General features: G+C 45.3%; 9 protein-coding genes. All 9 read right to left on the bottom strand.

The window, feature by feature from the left end; all coding sequences use genetic code 11:
• Positions 1-47: 47 nt before the first annotated feature.
• The 9 genes from HWX74_RS16510 to HWX74_RS16470 all read right to left on the bottom strand — a co-directional run bounded on the left by HWX74_RS16510 (position 48) and on the right by HWX74_RS16470 (position 17,310).
• Positions 48-867 (bottom strand): IS5 family transposase gene (locus HWX74_RS16510; RefSeq protein ID WP_368506809.1). Its coding sequence is split into 2 segments (ribosomal slippage): positions 48-467 and positions 469-867, totalling 819 coding nucleotides; the frame shifts between segments, so codons are not numbered across the junction.
• Positions 868-2,073: 1,206 nt separating this feature from the next.
• Positions 2,074-7,770: an RHS repeat protein gene (locus HWX74_RS16505; RefSeq protein ID WP_176014690.1), complete on the bottom strand. Its 5,697-nt coding sequence runs from the start codon at positions 7,768-7,770 to the stop codon at positions 2,074-2,076.
• A 62-nt stretch (positions 7,771-7,832) separates the two neighbouring features.
• Entirely contained in the window at positions 7,833-8,651 is an 819-nt protein-coding gene (locus tag HWX74_RS16500; RefSeq protein WP_176014689.1) for a HEAT repeat domain-containing protein, read from the bottom strand.
• 59 nt (positions 8,652-8,710) lie between these two features.
• A complete protein-coding gene (locus tag HWX74_RS16495; RefSeq protein WP_176014688.1) occupies positions 8,711-9,145 on the bottom strand; it encodes an Imm53 family immunity protein in 435 nt (144 codons plus the stop codon).
• A 108-nt stretch (positions 9,146-9,253) separates the two neighbouring features.
• Positions 9,254-9,781 (bottom strand): hypothetical protein, encoded by a 528-nt coding sequence (locus HWX74_RS16490; protein ID WP_176014687.1) that lies wholly within the window; start codon positions 9,779-9,781, stop codon positions 9,254-9,256.
• A gap of 31 nt (positions 9,782-9,812) precedes the next feature.
• Entirely contained in the window at positions 9,813-10,829 is a 1,017-nt protein-coding gene (locus tag HWX74_RS16485; protein ID WP_176014518.1) for an IS110 family transposase, read from the bottom strand.
• Positions 10,830-11,087: 258 nt separating this feature from the next.
• Complete coding sequence (locus tag HWX74_RS16480; protein WP_176014686.1) at positions 11,088-14,324, bottom strand: RHS repeat domain-containing protein; 3,237 nt, start codon at positions 14,322-14,324, stop codon at positions 11,088-11,090.
• A gap of 267 nt (positions 14,325-14,591) precedes the next feature.
• Positions 14,592-15,746, bottom strand: coding sequence for an IS4 family transposase (locus HWX74_RS16475; protein WP_176014186.1), 1,155 nt, complete (start codon positions 15,744-15,746; stop codon positions 14,592-14,594).
• Between the two features lie 85 nt (positions 15,747-15,831).
• Positions 15,832-17,310 carry a hypothetical protein gene (locus HWX74_RS16470; RefSeq protein WP_176014685.1) on the bottom strand — a complete coding sequence of 493 codons (1,479 nt, stop codon included), beginning with the start codon at positions 17,308-17,310 and terminating at the stop codon, positions 15,832-15,834.
• Between the last annotated feature and the right edge of the window lie 228 nt (positions 17,311-17,538).

Raw genomic sequence — 17,538 nt, 5'->3', positions numbered from 1 at the left:
ATAAAATTTCTCTCATAGATGAAAGAGTTCGTATTAAGAGCCTATCCCTAAATAGAACCTAGTTTTCGAAATATTATAATGCTTGCTGCCAATTGAAGTAATGCCTCATAGGATGCATTCGTCTTTTCATATCGAACCAATAATTTACGAAATCGATTGAGCCAGGAGTGAGCGACTTCAACAATCCATCGTCTGGCTTTATAGCCTTTTTGAATTGCAACTTTCTCTTCCCCGCGAGGTCTGATGTGAGGCGTGTAGCGATATTTTTTCATGACTTCCTCTGATTTTACGCCGGAATAACCGGCGTCAGCGCAAAGGTTCTGCTTGGTACGCCCACGAGGTTTTCGGACTCGATTCTTCAAGACTTCCTCAACTTGCGTGACATCATGTCGATTCGCTCCGGTTACGACGATTGACAACAGGACTCCACGCTCGTCGACCAGAATGTGACGTTTGGTTCCATTTTTTTCCCCGATCAGTAGGATTCGGTCCTACTGTTTCTTGGGCTGTCGGAGCTTTGGTCATGGCTCCGTCGATACTTTGCCATTTCCATGCAATACCTTCCATATCATCATATTCGGCAAGACCTTTCTTCCAAAGTTTGCGAAAGAATCCTGCTTCTTCCCATTTGCGAAAATGGCGATGAACACTACTGGAGCTACCGTACTCCTTGGGCAATGCCTTCCATTGGATGCCGGTGCGGAGGACATACACAATAGCTTCAAAAATCTTGCGAGATTCCATCGGTTTGCGTCCGGCTCCACGTCGACGCTGATACTCTTTTTCCGGATCACGCCTGGATTTGGGAATCAGGGGGGCTACTTTGCTCCAAAACGCATCGGATACTTCCCAAGCTTTTAATGCCATATCCACCTCTCTGTTGCGGTTGAGTAAATATAGCATATTTTTATTGAATTTCAACTGCTATTTAGGGATAAGATCTAAGTATTCACTTATTATCGAAATAAAACCAAGAACAATCGATAAAAATAAATATGTAATTAACCTTATTGAACGTGAGCACGAGATAGTTTTTCTGTATATCCAATATGCGATTCCTCCAAAACACAGTAAAAAGACCGGGGCAAAATCTTCAGATATTGATCTTGTAGGCATTCTCCAATATGCACATATTAGTAACAACACAATGATTAAAGTAATTTTAGGAAAATTTTCATTAATTTTCATTTTTGCAATTATCCTTTATAAAGGAAGTAACTATTGGTCCAGATAAACAGGATACAGATGAACTGCTTATGCTATTTTCAATGATAGTAAAATAATAATTATCAATGGTTTGTATCCATGCTGCAATCGATTAATAGATTTCTTGTCATTATTCTTTTCTTCCCTTGAATTAATTATATAATATCAAACTTGCCAATGATTTAGAAAATCTGAAAATTTAAGAAAATATATTGAATCCAAATTCATGGGAATTCCAACTGGCCTATTTGTAAAGTTGTTAAAAAACCATGTCCAAAATAATTCATGATCAAAAAAATATTCCGAGAGTAGATGGTAGAGAAATAAAAACAAAATGAAGATAATCATAAAATATTTATTCTGTACAGGTTTAACGATAAAATATCCAATGAATAATCCTCCAATCCCCCATGAACAATATTTCATAATATCTATTAATACATATAAAAAATGATTGCATCTGTCAATGAAAATATACATAGATAATATAGCGTTTAATAACAAAACAATGACTGATAAAAAAAGTTTCAACTTTTTACTACTGATAATTTTATTGATCATAATTTTCTCTCTGTAATTAGCATTATTAATGCTGGAAGTTATAAAAATAAATTACTGCAATACATAATCCTCCAAATAAAAAACATAAAAAAAATAAGACCAGCAAATTAATCATTTTATTTGTTATGAATGGCTTTTGAATCATTACTCCTAGTAAAATGCCATAACTCGTAATAATAAATGGCATATACCAAGGCAAATTCTTATTTCCCCTCCCAAAGCATGAGAATAATAATAACAGTAAAACAATAATTAAATTCATATGGTGAATTTGTATTTTCATTACTTTAACTCCAATATTTATCTTTAATTTTCCTGTATATAAATGGGTCCGTGTTGATGAGGTTGAAATGGATATTTCGACGGATTCTGTGGATCACCCAAAATAATAGTTTCTCCGGAAACTGTACCTGAGCCAGTCGGATGCCTGGTGTAAGTAAAGTCAACAGAAGAACCGGTATATTCATCATTGTAAGCACAACGGCAAAAAACTTCTATTCTAAAATCCAAGCTGAAGTCATGACTTGGCAGTATTGGTTCTTGTGATAGAGCTCTTAGTCTAACTCCAGGCGCATCAAGATAAGAACGCCCATATTGTCTACCACCGGTGTCGGTATAGGAATAATAACGAACAGCATGCAACTTATATCTTTTTCCATCATAACTTGTAATAAAACTATTGTAAGGCGAATACCAAGGGGCTCCTCTTTGTGGTTCAAGTTTTGGGGTATCGACAACCCATTTCCCACCATTTTTTTTCAGTTGCATCAAGACAGGTATTCCTTGACTTCCATCCGAACAACAGCATGTAGTAGCATCTGGTTCTGCACTATATCCATCAATTCCAGTAGCATCTAAAGTATCTCCCGAGGATTGTCGTGGATCAGTCCCAGAAAACGTGGTCTCAGGAGTAAATGGGGTTATTTTGATTCTAATTGGTTGTGGAGTAAATATTGGCTGAGTGTATAATCCTATGGAACTGCTGTATCCATCATACGGATCATTTCCATATGAGTCCATGAAGGAAATTGGATTATTGAAAACAAAATTCAAAGTATTGATACCTCCAGAAACACTGATAGGATCATGGTTAATCCATCGTCCCCATAATGGATAATAATAGCGATAGTTGTAATATATCAAGTCAGTTTCAATATCACGATATTCACTGCTCCAGGTAAGGACATTAGTATTTGCATAAGCACCGGAAGATTTCACCAGTTGCCCAAAGGGACTGTATTCATAATGCGCAACTATCGCGTCAGCAGAGTCCGTCAGATCAGTCACGTTTTTATTAGCATCGGCATGGTAGAAATATGTTTTATTCGCAACAGCATCAAAAACCGTCAACGGCGTATCAAGCATAACCGGCTGCCAGACATAACGCCGCAGGACGGCATTGTTATTCAGTCCATTGAGTTCTTCGATCAGCTTATAGCCATCGTAGACAAATCGAATGTGGGCTGTTAAGGTACTGCCGTTATAGACTTTCTTTTCAATGCGTCGGCCCATGTAATCGTAAGCGAACTCTAATTTTGCCGTACCTTTTTCGGCTTTGATCAGCCGATTTTCGGCGTTCCAGGTTTGCGTCCAGCCGTCGCGAGTCAGCATGTTGCCGTCGGCGTCATAAGTTGGATTCTGAATTGTACCTGCTTGATTTAAGGCTGAATATTGATTGAGATTGTTTGCTGTATAGGTCCAATTAGTGCCGGCCAAGCCGGCCGTCTTGCGGTTGCCGATTGGATCGTAGGTATAGTTGTAACTATACGAAGCATTGTTGTTCGACGAGGCGCCGGTCAGTTCGGAATAGCTGTTGTAAGTGTAACTCAAAACATCTGCAGCGGTGAAGGCGCTGCCGCTGCGGTTCATGCTGGTACGGCGTCCGAGCGCATCGTTGGCATACTGGAATGTACTGATGGCGCCGTTGGCAACTTTGGTCAACAGATCCCTGGCTGTTTCGTAAGTGTAGTTGGTTGGCACATTATTCGGTCGGGTCATTGAAGCGATCAAATCGCTGTTGGCAAGATATGTATAATTGAAAACGCCGGCCGCAGTAGTCACTTTATTCAAGCGACTATACTGGTCGTAACCATAGGTGTACAGATTGACCGTACCGATGTTCAATCCACTGTAACTTCCCTTTAAGCCGCTGGTGGTATAAACGCGATTCAGCTCTTTCGTATAGATACCATTGATTGCCTCCTTTTGCAAGGCGAATTGCGCATTATAAGTAAATGTCCTGCTCCCAGTGGCATCGACAACGGTCAATGGAAGTCCAAGTCGATTGTAGGTATAGGTGATATCCGGCGTGGAATCAGAATAATCAATCTTTTGAAGCTGTCCGAAAGTGTCATAACTGTAAGTAGTTTTTAATGGCTGCCCGGCATTCAATCTTGCCCAGGTGCGCGTCAGAAGTTTACCGTCTGTGGTATAAGTGTAGGTAGTCGACTTTCCGGCAGCATCAGTTTTAGCGGTTGCCACCCCGGAAGCTGCATCATAAGTCCATTGGGTAACATCGGCGGCAACATTGCTTCCCGGCCAGGTAGTGTTGCTCCAATTGGTACCGGTACGATAGGTTTTCAGTTGCGTCAACTGGCCAAGATTGTCATAGACCTGCTCGACTGGATATTGCACATCTCCCCAAGTCCGGGTAATCAGCCCCATGTTATTATAGGAATAATAAGTCTTTTGATTCAGTGGATTTTTTATTGATTTCAAGTTGCCGGATGCGTCGTAATCGTAAGTCGTCGTATTTCCGTCGGCATCAACTTCTGTATGTATTTTGCCGATCTTTCCGGGGCCAATGGTAAAATAAGTTATCTGTTGAGCGCCGGTTCTTGGATCGACAACAGAAATCATTCTGCCCAAACTATCATAACCGTATGTTGTGGTCAAATTCGAAAAGCTTTTTTGCGAAAGTAACAGACCGTTGAGAATAATTTGCTGCCGGGTTACAGTAGATCCCGGATTGGTGGTATTCACGGTAATTTTTTTCGCGGCACGATCAAGCAAACTGGTTTGGGTTGTAATATTCCCATTGATATCAATGGATTGAATTTCCGAGATCGTATTGGCTGGCAAGCCGGATAGTTTTTCTTTGGTTTGGTTAATAACCGTCGCGGTTCCGTTGTTCAATGTTCCATAGGTTGACTGAACACTCTTCAAGAACCAGTTATTGTTTTCTTTGATCATACTTATCTCATTAATCTGTATGCGATCGCTTGAAGCAGCCGTTAATGAACTGTTGTTATCACCATCAAAACCAATTTGCGTTTGATTTCCCAGTGTGTCATAAGTAAATAAAACGGCAGGCTGTCCGGTTCTGGCTATTTTGGTTAATTGATTCTTATTGTTATATGAGTATACATCACTGACAACACTATCGTTAAAACCGGAACGTTCCACTTTGACGGTGCGCTTCAGCAGATCCTGATAGACTGTTTCCCAGCGAGTTCCGTCTCCGGAACCGAAAGAATGCTTACTCCAGGTTTCGCCAGTCTCTGATACTCCATAATTATAATAAGTTGTGGGTTGCATATTACCAGTGATTGAAGCTATTTGTCCGGCATAATTATATGTTGAACTTTCACTCAAACTCAAGTTCCCCCCCGATACTATTGTATTCAATACACGTCCTTGAGCGTCATAGGTATAACTTGTCACCAGATCCGGTTGATCGCCGATACCCACTTTGGTCTTGGAAATCAGCCGTTTCAACGCATCGTAAGCATAAGTGAACTGCGTACCATCCGGCAGCGTTTCGGAGGTTTTCAGACAACAGTTCCAGGTGTATTCGGTCAGTTCATTGTTCGAGGTTTTGATCGCCAGCGGACGCATCCAGGCGTCGTAACTGGCGGCGGTCCAGCCGAACCGCTCGTAACCGCTGCCGATGTAGACGTATTTCTCCTTCATGACCACATTGCCGATGCCGTCGAAGATCGTCACCTGCTGGCCGGTCTTGTTGGCGACGCCGTTCGGGTTGGCGGTGGTGCCGTAAGTCACCGTCATTTTGACTGCGGTTCCGGTGCCGGCGGTGAAGGTTCCGGCGCCCAAGGAACTGCCGGCATTCCAGTTGCCGTAGGCATAGGTATAGGTTTCGGTGGTGTCGTTCGGATAGGTGATCCGGTACAACCGGCCAGCCGACGGTGAAGAGTTGTCGCCTTTGGCATAATAACGTTTTTCGGTTTTCAGGTTCGCCGCGTCGTTCCAGGCGGCATCCTGGGTGGTGCCTTGCTGGTTGATCTCGTAATACTGATTGGATGCGAAATAATACGCGTTAAACTCTTTTCTCACGGTGACGCCGAGAATCTTTTCCTCAATGGAGCGCGGCCGGGCGTCGTTCGGCTGCACGGTGTCGCGGGAGTCCAGCGGCGCGTAGGAATAAGTGATTGAACGGGCCTGGTTGGCCGGGGATTTCAATGCCGAGTTTTTCCATGGTTTGATTTCTTCGATCACCCGGCCTTCATCATCGTATTTGTACCAGACCCAGTTGCCGTCCGGGTAACTGATGGTTTCGACCCGGCCGATGCCGCCGCCGCTGGAATAATAGGTATAGACCGTCTGCAGGTTGGCGCCTTCCGGATCGAGGGTGCTGACCACGGTACGATCTCCGAACGGGAACTTCTGCATGATGCGGGTACTCTTCGAGGCGATTTCGCCGGCGGCGGTCTTAACCGTTTCGCTGATCGTCCGCACCGTTTTCGAGTAATTCCAACTGGTGCTCTGCGAGATGACTTCCAGGCCGTCCGGCGAATCCAGCTTCCAGCCCTCCTGCGCATAGCTGTAGTCATAAAGGCTTACCTCGTCGGTGGTCACGCCATTTACCGTTACCGACTTGGTGACTTGAACCTGGGTGGCCTGCCCGGGATTCGGGTTTTCGATCTTCCAGACGGTATGCGGATCGCCGACCGGAACATAAGCGCCGTCGGTTTTGACGCCGGCATTGGCCGGCGGATAAATACGGATTTCATAGCTGTTACCGGGATCGGTGACGACGACATCGGCCAGTCCTTCGGCGCTGCTCCAGACCTGTTTGATGTTACCGGATTCATCGTATACGATCTCCAAGCCGACACTCGGTGAATCCGGCTTGATCGTCCGGCCGAACGGCGTTGTTAATGATACCACCTGGCCGTCTGCAGCCGAATATCGCATCACATAACCATCCCCGATAAACATGTCATAATAGACCGGATTGTCGGTGACGGGCGTACCGGAGGCGTTGACCATCTGCAGCCGGTAGTTGTAGTAAGCTTTCTGGCCGGAGAGCTTGGCGGTGTTTTCGTTCTGCGGAAAATTGAAGATCAACACCTCGCGGTCTTTGGTCAGCAGCTTCACCTGCCGCACCGTGTTGCCGGGCATATCGCTGTGGTTGCCGCCGCAATCCGGACAGGTGCCGCTCAAGGTTGATGTCCCCTGCCCTGACGGTGTGGTTCCGCCGGCATCATTGCCGGATGTCGTATCGCCGCTGACCATCGCTTCTCCGACTGCATACATTTTGTGGGTCATCGACCCGGGAGTGCCCATTGCCGGCCGGGTGACTGCGATAGTCAGCCGGTCAAGCATACGATTCAGGTATTGTAATGTTTGCGGTGTGTAGATCGCCGAGCTGGGCGAAATAGTGTAGATGCTGAAACGGCCCAAAACATCAATGTTCTCATTGGCCGGGAGACCGAAGTTGATCGAGATATCGACGCTGCCGACTTTTGTCGTACCGCTCCCGGCGTTGCGCATCACGGTCGGTTGGATAACCCCGCCGCCGGAGCCATCAGCAAAACTTTGGGTTCCTCCTCCAGTTCCAAAGGATGCTCCGCCACCGGTTTCATCGCCATGACCGGGGCCGCCGGTTCCGACGCCACCGCTTCCGGATGATGAAGAGTTTTCACCACATTCACACTCCTTTTCGCAGTTCTCGCCGCCTTCGCAGGGGAGATTCGCATAAGCCAAACTAGAAAATAAGGCTGCAAATAGCATACTGAAACCGATAACATGATTTCTGTTCATTTTTCCTCTCCCTTGCTTTGATATTTTATAAATAAATTATTATTTATAAAATTATATCTCTTTTACTTTTGCAGCTTCACCAAAGCGGCCTGGGCAGGTTTTTGTACTCTGGGATCGGTTTGTTTGCTCAGGGTTTCAAGATATGGGATGTCAGTGGCGTCACCAAGATAGCCGACTGCGGCGATAGCCGAGGCGCGAAGCATGATATCTTTGCAGGTTTTCATCAGCTCGCGGGCTTGCGGTAGAGCTCGCTTATCTCCGGCTTCGCCGCAGGCTTGCAGCAAGGGTAACTTTGAAGCATTGGAACAATCCGGCTGATTCAATATTTCGACAATCTTGTCAATGATTGCTTGCTTGTCGAAACCGGGATAGTCGGACATCTGCCAAAGCATGTAGCCGGCGGTTCCGGCGATCCGGTTCTGCCATTCATTCAAGGCTTCCTCCAGCCCGGCTTTCAGGATTTTGCGGTCGGCTTCTCCGACGTAACGATAATACTTGCCGAAAAACTGCACGCAGTAATCCCGCCAGGTCACATCATAGGATTTATCCCGAAACATGGTATCAAGATGTTTCGCCAAGTCTTTGGGGACTTTTTCCTGCCAGATCAAGGCCCAGGTCAATTCATTTTTCAAGCCATTGAACTCCAGATCCGGTAGCTCCTGATCTTCGAGTTTTTGAAAAAGAAATTTGTAAAAGACATCAATCTGGTCTTGCGGTAGTTTTTTTCCCAGTGCATGTATGGCTTGAACACGAGGCAGGTAAGAATTATCGTCGGTCAGCCCGACGATATGTTTGACATTGTCTGGCAATGAAGCAACAATATTAGCAAAAATACAATAGATTGATAAATTGAAAACAACCCATAGATTTGCTATTTTCATTGATATTACTCTTGAATTTAAGGAATAAACTTCAAAAATTAATAATTTAACATTACATATTAATATTTATCTACAATAGGGATATATTTATTTTTAATACAAAAACTCCAAATATTAAATCCCTCTAGCGGAATAGGAGGTTTTTTTATTGCAACTTTTACATATTTGCTCTCATCATATCCATGCTCTTCAATCCAATTAAAAAATATTTCAATGATGGTGGATAATTTGTTAATAGAACCACAGCCATTAAAAATTTTATCTTTGATATAACAACATAGCCAATTCTCTGAATTGTTTTCTCCTCCATTTTCTGGATCTATATTTGTAATAATAGGAACAAAACGAATATTTTCAAAATCAGTATTACTTAGGTTAATTTTTATCCACCATCCAGGATTTTCTATTGCTTCAATGCTTATAGTATTATTATCAAGTCCACGAAAATATAAATAGTTATTCCAATACTCTAATGATGCAACTATATTTTTCATGTTTATATTCCTTTTTTGAAAATAATTTTTACTAAAAATATTGAATTGTTTTTTTTATCGTATTAATAATGCAAATAATAAATAATTATATCATGTTATTCCATTGATTCAATGTTTTAATAGTTGAGAAAGCATACTGAACCATAATGAATCTTCTATTCCCCATGTAAATTCATGTGGGTGTTCAAAACATTGACAGGTTTTCGGATTTTGATTCATCTTATATACTATCACATGCATATGCGTACTTGGATGTGGCCAATGCGCACGAGACGGCGGTACTTTATCAATTCTTATTTCTGGAGGCCGTGGCGGAGGACATGGAGGGCATTTTTTCTTATCGGGACACGAGGGCGGTGGTGATGCAGGGAGCGAAATTGAAATTGGCTTTGAAGTTGAAATCGGTTGAATATTTTGTGCTTGTTGTGCTGCGGCTAATGTTGCAGCCATAGCAGCAATTGCCTGTGGAGAAAGCATGCCTGCTTCTGTTAAAGACTCTAAAATTGTGGCGGCGGTTGCAAAATCACCAGTGGCAACGGCCGTTGTAAATGTAGCATGTACAGATGTGTTTCCTAAGGAATCAATGTTAACAATTGGATTGTTAAAACAGAATATATATAAATTATGTCCTCCCATGATAAATTTCCACTTCGATGTCGAGAAAAACTCAATTTTTTACGAGCTTGAATTGAGTAAAATTCTCAAACATCCAATTGTTTTTTAATGTTCTATACACGATATCGAGGAATTTGCGAGCCAAGGCGATATTGGCTTTCGCACCTCCCCGCCGACTTTTTACCGATTCATGAAAGGCATTGAGATACGGGCTGTAGCGTTTGGCGATCAAAGCGCATTGCACCAAAGCGGTTCTGGCGATCTTGCTGCCGCTCTTCGTGATTCTTCCGTGGCAAACCGTGTCATTTGAATTGCTCACTCTGGGGACGATTCCGATATAAGCGGCCAACTGCTTTGCCGATCGGAAATCAGCGATATTGCCGATGGTTGCCAACAGGATCGCCGCACCTTTCGAGCCGATTCCCTTGATGGATTTCAGGTTGTCGAAGCCGTCCATCTTGCTGCCGTGATCCTCAATCGCCTTATCCAGTTTTTCAATGCTTTTGTTCAGACTGCGAATCTGTTCGACAACCACCAGCATTTCCGTGTCGGTGATCGGGTCGAAGTGATAACTCAATGCTTTCAAAAGCCCTTTCTCCGTGGACAGTTCTTCCCGTTTCAGCACGATGAAGTTAGCTGCTAACAGATTGTTGACTTTGTTTTTCAATACGGTACGCAACTGAACCAGTTTTTCCCTGGTCTGCGTCAGACTTGAAATTTTCGCCTGCAAATCGTCTTTCACTCTTACCTCCGGAAGCATATCCTTTTCCAGGAACTCCGCCAACACTTTTGCGTCATGTTTGTCCGTCTTTTTGGTGGACATGCTGATGACTTTGAACTGTGATGGATTCACCACCACCAGTCGCCCGACATGAGCTTTCAGCGAGCTGCAAAACATGAACGTATTTCCGGTCGCCTCCACCGCCATCGCCGTGTTCGGACCGAGCATTGCGGCAAAGCCCTTCAGTTCGGTAATCTCACACTTGCCGATTTTCCGTTCTTCCCCATTTACCCGGATGCAATAAGTAAAATTGTTCCGGTGCAAATCCACTCCAACAAAACTTGTCATCATTCTCTGCCTCCATTCGTTTTTCACGAATCGAAGCGGAACTGCTGTCACGGCCTCACCATCCTCCCATACAGAGTAGTCGATTAATCAGTCGCTCTCTACGGTGGCGCTCTGGTTTACAGATCTGACTAATCTCCTTTCCGGGGTCGTCATCGTTTCTGATGCGCCTCATTGAAACATTCAGTCTGCAACCTGTCCGCTTCCAAACGTGTAAGTTAATCGCCATAAATTACACGCAGAAAGCTGATTCCGCGAACGTCAGTTATTTATCATACCATCTCCTTTTTCCTCAATGGAATCCTGAGATAACCAACGACCCAGTTTCGGGTCATATTCCCGGAAGTTATAATAAATCAAATCGGTTTCTCTGTCAGCATATTCGCTACTCCAGGTGAAAACATTGGTATTTGAATAAGTACCAGAAGAATTTACTAATTGGCCAAATGGACTGTATTTATAATGAGCGACTATCGCGCCTGTAGATTCCGTAAGATCAGTCACATTCTTATTGGCATCGGTATGATAGAAATAGTTCTTATTCGAGGCTGCATCAAAAACAATCAACGGACTATCAAGCATAACCGGTTGCCAGACATATCGACGCAGGACGGCATTGTTGCTCAATCCATTAAGCTCTTCGATCAATTTATATCCATCGTAAACGAAGCGGATATGACTGGTCAAAGTGTTGCCGTTATAAACTTTTTTTTCAATGCGTCGTCCCATATAATCGTAAGCGAACTCTAATTTTACCGTTCCTTTTTCAGCTTTGATCAGCCGGTTCTCGGCGTTCCAAGTTTGCGTCCAGCCGTCGCGAGTCAGCATGTTGCCGTCGGCGTCATAAGTCGGATTTTGAACTGTACCAGCCTGATTCAATGCTGAATATTGGTTGAGACTGTTGGCGGTATAGGTCCAATTAGTGCCAGCCAGGCCGGCAGTCTTGCGGTTGCCGATTGGGTCGTAGGTATAACTGTAACTATAGGAAGCATTGTTGTTCGACGAGGCGCCGGTCAGTTCGGAATAGCTGTTGTAAGTGTAACTCAAAACATCTGCAGCGGTGAAGGCGCTGCCGCTGCGGTTCATGCTGGTACGGCGTCCGAGCGCATCGTTGGCATACTGGAATGTACTGATGGCGCCGTTGGCAACTTTGGTCAACAGATCCCTGGCTGTTTCGTAAGTGTAGTTGGTTGGCACATTATTCGGTCGGGTCATTGAAGCGATCAAATCGCTGTTGGCAAGATATGTATAATTGAAAACGCCGGCCGCAGTAGTCACTTTATTCAAGCGACTATACTGGTCGTAACCATAGGTGTACAGATTGACCGTACCGATGTTCAATCCACTGTAACTTCCCTTTAAGCCGCTGGTGGTATAAACGCGATTCAGCTCTTTCGTATAGATACCATTGATTGACTCTTTTTGCAAGGCGAATTGTGCATTATAAGTAAGTGTCCGAGTTCCGGCTGCATCCGTAACGGTCAATGGTTGCCCGAGACGATTGTAGGTATAGGTGATATCCGGCGTGGAGTCCGAATAATCGATCTTGTGAAGCTGTCCGAAAGTATCATAACTGTAAGTAGTTTTTAACGGCTGTCCGGCATTCAATCTTGACCAGGTACGGGTTAATAGTTTCCCATCTGGGGTATAAGTATAGGTAGTCGATTTTCCGGCCGCATCGGTTTTGGCAGTTACCAACCCGGAAGCCGAATCATAGGTCCAGTACGTAACATCGGCGGAAACATTGTTTCCCGGCCAGTTGGAGTTGCTCCAATTTGTACCGGTACGATAGGTTTTCAGTTGCGTCAACTGGCCAAGACTGTCATACTTCAACTCAAAGGGATATTTGGAATTACCCCAAACCCGAGTAATTTGGTTCATATTGTTATACGAATAATATGTTTTCTGATTCAGTGGATTTTGCAGTGATATCAAGTTGCCGGCAGCATCATAATCATAAATCGTCGTATTTCCAGCGGCATCAATCTGTGTATGTATTTTTCCGACTCTTCCTTCTCCAGAAGAATAATAAGTGGTCTGTTGTGTTCCTATTCTTTGATCAACCTCAGAAATTGTTCTACCTAAGCCATCATAGTGATATACAATTGTTAAATCACTAAAATTCTTTTGTGAATTCAACAAACCATTGAGGTAGATTTGTTGAGCAGTTACAGTTGAGCCGGTAGTAGAGATATTTATTGTCAGCCTCTTAGCTGTACGATCAATAACATTTGTTTGTGTGGTAATATTTCCATTGATATCAATTGTTTGAACGTCAGAAATTGTATTTGTGGCTAGAGCAGATAATTTTGTTTTGGTCTGTGCTATAATTGTAGGTGTTGAGTTATTTACACTTCCATAGGTGGATTGTACTGTTTTCAGGTACCAAATATTACTTTCTTTTATCATGCTGATATCTTCAAGGAGAATACGGTCCGATGAGGTCGTTGTCAAGGTGGCGTTACTATCGCCATCTTGTCCCACTTGGATTTGATTACTAAGAGCGTCGTATTCAAATAAAATGGTAGGCTGGCCTGTATATATAATTTTAGTTAATTGATTTTTTGTGTTATAAAAATATTGCTCAGTGATCATTACCCCATTGAAACCAGACGATTCAACCTTGACTTTTCTATTCAGCATATCATGATATTCTTTCTTCCATTGAGATCCATCGGCTACGCCTATGACATTTTTAATCCAAATTTCACCATTCTCCGTAACACCATAATCAAAATAAGATGCTGGTTGTAAATTACCTGTAATTGAAGCGAGTTGTCCGTCACATAACGTTTCCTTGATCTGGGTTCTATTTCCCGATAGAATGACTGCCCCTATTTTCCCTTTAAGATTCGACCCAACATTGCTGCCATTGAGATAAGTATAGGTAGAAGTCACTCCAGACTGATCGGTCGTTGAAGTTATTTGCCCGGCATAATTATACGTTGAACTTTCACTCAAACTCAAGTTGCCCCCCGATATCGTTGTATTCAATACACGCCCTTGAGCGTCATAGGTATAACTTGTCACCAGATCCGGTTGATCGCCGATACCCACTTTGGTCTTGGAAATCAGCCGTTTTAACGCATCGTAAGCATAAGTGTACTGGGTGCCGTCCGGCAACGTTTCGGAGGTTTTCAGACAGCAGTTCCAGGTGTACTCGGTCAGTTCATTGTTCGAGGTTTTGATTGCCAGCGGACGCATCCAGGCGTCGTAGCTGGCGGCGGTCCAACCGAACCGCTCGAAACCGCTGCCGGTATACACATACTTTTCTTTCATGACCACATTGCCGATGCCGTCGAAGATCGTCACCTGCTGGCCGGTCTTGTTGGCGACGCCGTTCGGGTTGGCGGTGGTGCCGTAAGTCACCGTCATTTTGACTGCGGTTCCGGTGCCGGCGGTGAAGGTTCCGGCGCCCAAGGAACTGCCGGCATTCCAGTTGCCGTAGGCATAGGTATAGGTTTCGGTGGTGTCGTTCGGATAGGTGATCCGGTACAACCGGCCAGCCGACGGTGAAGAGTTGTCGCCTTTGGCATAATAACGTTTTTCGGTTTTCAGGTTCGCCGCGTCGTTCCAGGCGGCATCCTGGGTGGTGCCTTGCTGGTTGATCTCGTAATACTGATTGGATGCGAAATAATACGCGTTAAACTCACACCTGTCCTAACAATTTTCAAAATGGCGTAATTTTCTGATTACGCCCCCTCATTTTCATCTATTTCACACCAATTCTCAAAAGTAGCCCCCCTTTGTTGTAAATCTGCTGTCCTAAAAAGCGAACTCTGGTTGAAATGATTCCGGCTCCGGTGGTTTGGTAAATGGTTGATCCAGCCATTGGCGCAAGTCGCGGTAAACAAATAGATTCCATTTCAGGAAAGTGACCAGGGTTGAAAAATGCCATTGCGCTTTCGACAAAAACTTCAGGTACTTGGTCAGCAAAATAGCGATAAGCGCTGTCCAAACTTGAATCCGAACCGCATTTTCGCTGGTGCCGATAAACGTTTTGATCTTGAAGTTCTGCTTGAGCATCTTGAAAAAGCTTTCGATTTGCCAGCGAGCCTTATAGATGTCGCCGATCGTTTGTGCGTCCAGCTCAAAATTGTTGGTTAGCAAGGTCAATGTCCGATGGTTTTCCACATCGCAGACGACCACTTTGCGGAGACGTTCCGGATATTTGTCTTGCGAACCACGCAGAAAAATGACTTCATCGCTCAAAACGGTTCCGGGATATTGCTTGACATCGTATTCCGGGATGTCGTAGGTCGTATTGGTCTTGAGGCGCGTGACAAAATCCACACCGGAGAGATTCCATTTATACAGCATGGAAAAATCAACGTATCCGCGATCACAAACCACCATGCTGTCACGCGGGAGTTCCATTCGTCTGGCGCTGTTTACCTCATGAACATCTCCATTGGTGAAATCAACGAACACGGGAAGATGACCATCGTGATCCAACAGCATATTGAGCTTGATTGCCCCTTTGGTTTGCCGATAGGTTGCCCATGGAAAAACTTTAACGCAAAGCTCAATCAGCGTTGCGTCGAGACTGTAAAGTTTCTTGGGAAACGAAAACTCATGCCGTGGCGCAATTGCATGGCAGTGTCCCAGAAGCATATGGAAAATATCGCCGAACATTTTCGGAGAGCGATGGGCATTGGCGTACGACAAGTTGGATTTGGTTGGAGCGGATTCCACTCCAAGATGATTCAATTTGCCTCCACAGGTTTTCAAACCTCCGCAAATCTCTCGCAGACTATTGGCCTGCGCCAACTGGCAGAAGATCATCGACACAAAATGTGCCCAACTGTCAAAGGACTGTTTTCGCTTGTCTCCATTGTGTTTCATGACTATTTCTTCAAATTCTCGCTTCGGTATCAAATCCAACACTTGACGAAAAAGACTGACTGATGTATTCTTCATTACGGAGCCTCCTTGTGGTTTAGGCAACCGTAATATACTATTACGGACAAGTTGGCTCCACTTTTTTCACCCTTTCAAAAGTTTGTTAGGACAGGCGTGCGTTAAACTCTTTTCTCACGGTGACGCCGAGAATCTTTTCCTCAATGGAGCGCGGCCGGGCGTCGTTCGGCTGCACGGTGTCGCGGGAGTCCAGCGGCGCGTAGGAATAAGTGATTGAACGGGCCTGGCTGGCCGGGGATTTCAGCGGTGAGTTTTTCCATGGTTTGATTTCTTCGATCACCCGGCCTTCATCATCGTATTTGTACCAGACCCAGTTGCCGTCCGGGTAACTGATGGTTTCGACCCGGCCGATGCCGCCGCCGCTGGAATAATAGGTATAGACCGTCTGCAGGTTGGCGCCTTCCGGATCGAGGGTGCTGACCACGGTGCGATCTCCGAACGGGAACTTCTGCATGACGCGAGTGCTTTTGCTGGCGATTTCGCCGGCGGCAGTTTTAACTGTTTCGCTGATCGTCCGCACCGTCTTGGAATAGTTCCAACTGGTGCTCTGCGAGATGACTTCCAGGCCGTCCGGAGAATCCAGCTTCCAGCCTTCCTGCGCATAACTGTAATCGTAAAGACTCACCTCATCGGTGGTTACGCCGTTGACCGTCACCGACTTGGTGACCTGGACCTGGGTGGCCTGGCCGGGATTCGGATTCTCAATCTTCCAGACGGTATGCGGATCGCCGGTCGGCACATAAGCGCCGTTGGTTTTGGTTCCGGCATTGGCCGGCGGATAGATGCGGATCTCGTAACTGTTGCCGGGATCGGTGACGACGACGTCGGCCAGTCCTTCGGCGCTGCTCCACACCTGCTTGATGTTGCCGGATTCGTCGTAAATGATCTCCAGTCCGACGCTCGGCGAATCCGGCTTGATCGTCCGGCCGAACGGCGTCGTCAGGGATATCACCTGGCCGTCTTCGGCCGAATAACGCATCACATAGCCGTCGCCGATGAACATGTCGTAATAAGTCGGATTATCGGTCACCGGGGTGCCGGAAGCGTTGACCATCTGCAGCCGGTAGTTGTAATAGGCTTTTTTGCCGGATAGCGTGGCGGTATTTTCATTCTGTCCAAAATTGAAGATCAGCACCTCGCGGTCCTTGGTCAGCAACTTGACCTGACGGACCGTATTGCCGCCCATGTCGCTGTGGTTGCCGCCGCAGTCCGGACAGGTGCCGCTCAAGGTTGACGTTCCCTGGCCGGGCGTGGCTCCGCCGGCGTCATTATTTGCTCCAGCTGTATTATTATTCGGATGAATTCCGATCGTCGTATCTCCGGCCGCGTACAATTCGTGGGTCATCGAGCCGGAGGAGCCCATCGGCGGTCTGGTCACCGCGATAGTCAACCGGTCGAGCATACGGTTCAGGTATTGCAGCGTCTGAGGTGTATAAATCGCCGAACTCGGCGCGATCGTATAGATGCTGAAACGCCCCAGCACATCGATGTTTTCATTGGCTGGAATGCCGAAATTGATCGAAATGTCGACACTGTTGACTTTGGTATAACCGCTGCCCGCCATGCGGACGGCAGTAGGCTGGATATTCCCGCCTCCGGAACCATCAGCAAAACTAATAGTCCCCTTGCTATTTTCACAAACTTTATCATCTTCTTTGTCATTATTATGGCCTGGTTTATCTCCCCCTATATCAGTATCAGATACAGAAGAATCTTCCCCGCAACCACATGTCTTTTCACAGTTTTCCCCGCCTTCACAGGGGAGATTGGCATAACTATTCCAGGTAAACAG

Source organism: Victivallis sp. Marseille-Q1083 (assembly GCF_903645315.1).
Classification (GTDB): domain Bacteria; phylum Verrucomicrobiota; class Lentisphaeria; order Victivallales; family Victivallaceae; genus UMGS1518.
This window is presented reverse-complemented; position numbering and strand designations above follow the sequence as displayed.

Bases quoted from the DNA above. Each gene is read 5' to 3' on its own strand.
- HWX74_RS16495 (WP_176014688.1), bottom strand. From the start codon at position 9,145: ATGAAAAATATAGTTGCATCATTAGAGTATTGGAATAACTATTTATAT.
- HWX74_RS16505 (WP_176014690.1), bottom strand. From the start codon at position 7,770: ATGAACAGAAATCATGTTATCGGTTTCAGTATGCTATTTGCAGCCTTA.
- HWX74_RS16475 (WP_176014186.1), bottom strand. From the start codon at position 15,746: ATGAAGAATACATCAGTCAGTCTTTTTCGTCAAGTGTTGGATTTGATA.
- HWX74_RS16490 (WP_176014687.1), bottom strand. From the start codon at position 9,781: ATGGGAGGACATAATTTATATATATTCTGTTTTAACAATCCAATTGTT.
- HWX74_RS16485 (WP_176014518.1), bottom strand. From the start codon at position 10,829: ATGACAAGTTTTGTTGGAGTGGATTTGCACCGGAACAATTTTACTTAT.
- HWX74_RS16470 (WP_176014685.1), bottom strand. From the start codon at position 17,310: ATGGCGGGCAGCGGTTATACCAAAGTCAACAGTGTCGACATTTCGATC.
- HWX74_RS16500 (WP_176014689.1), bottom strand. From the start codon at position 8,651: ATGAAAATAGCAAATCTATGGGTTGTTTTCAATTTATCAATCTATTGT.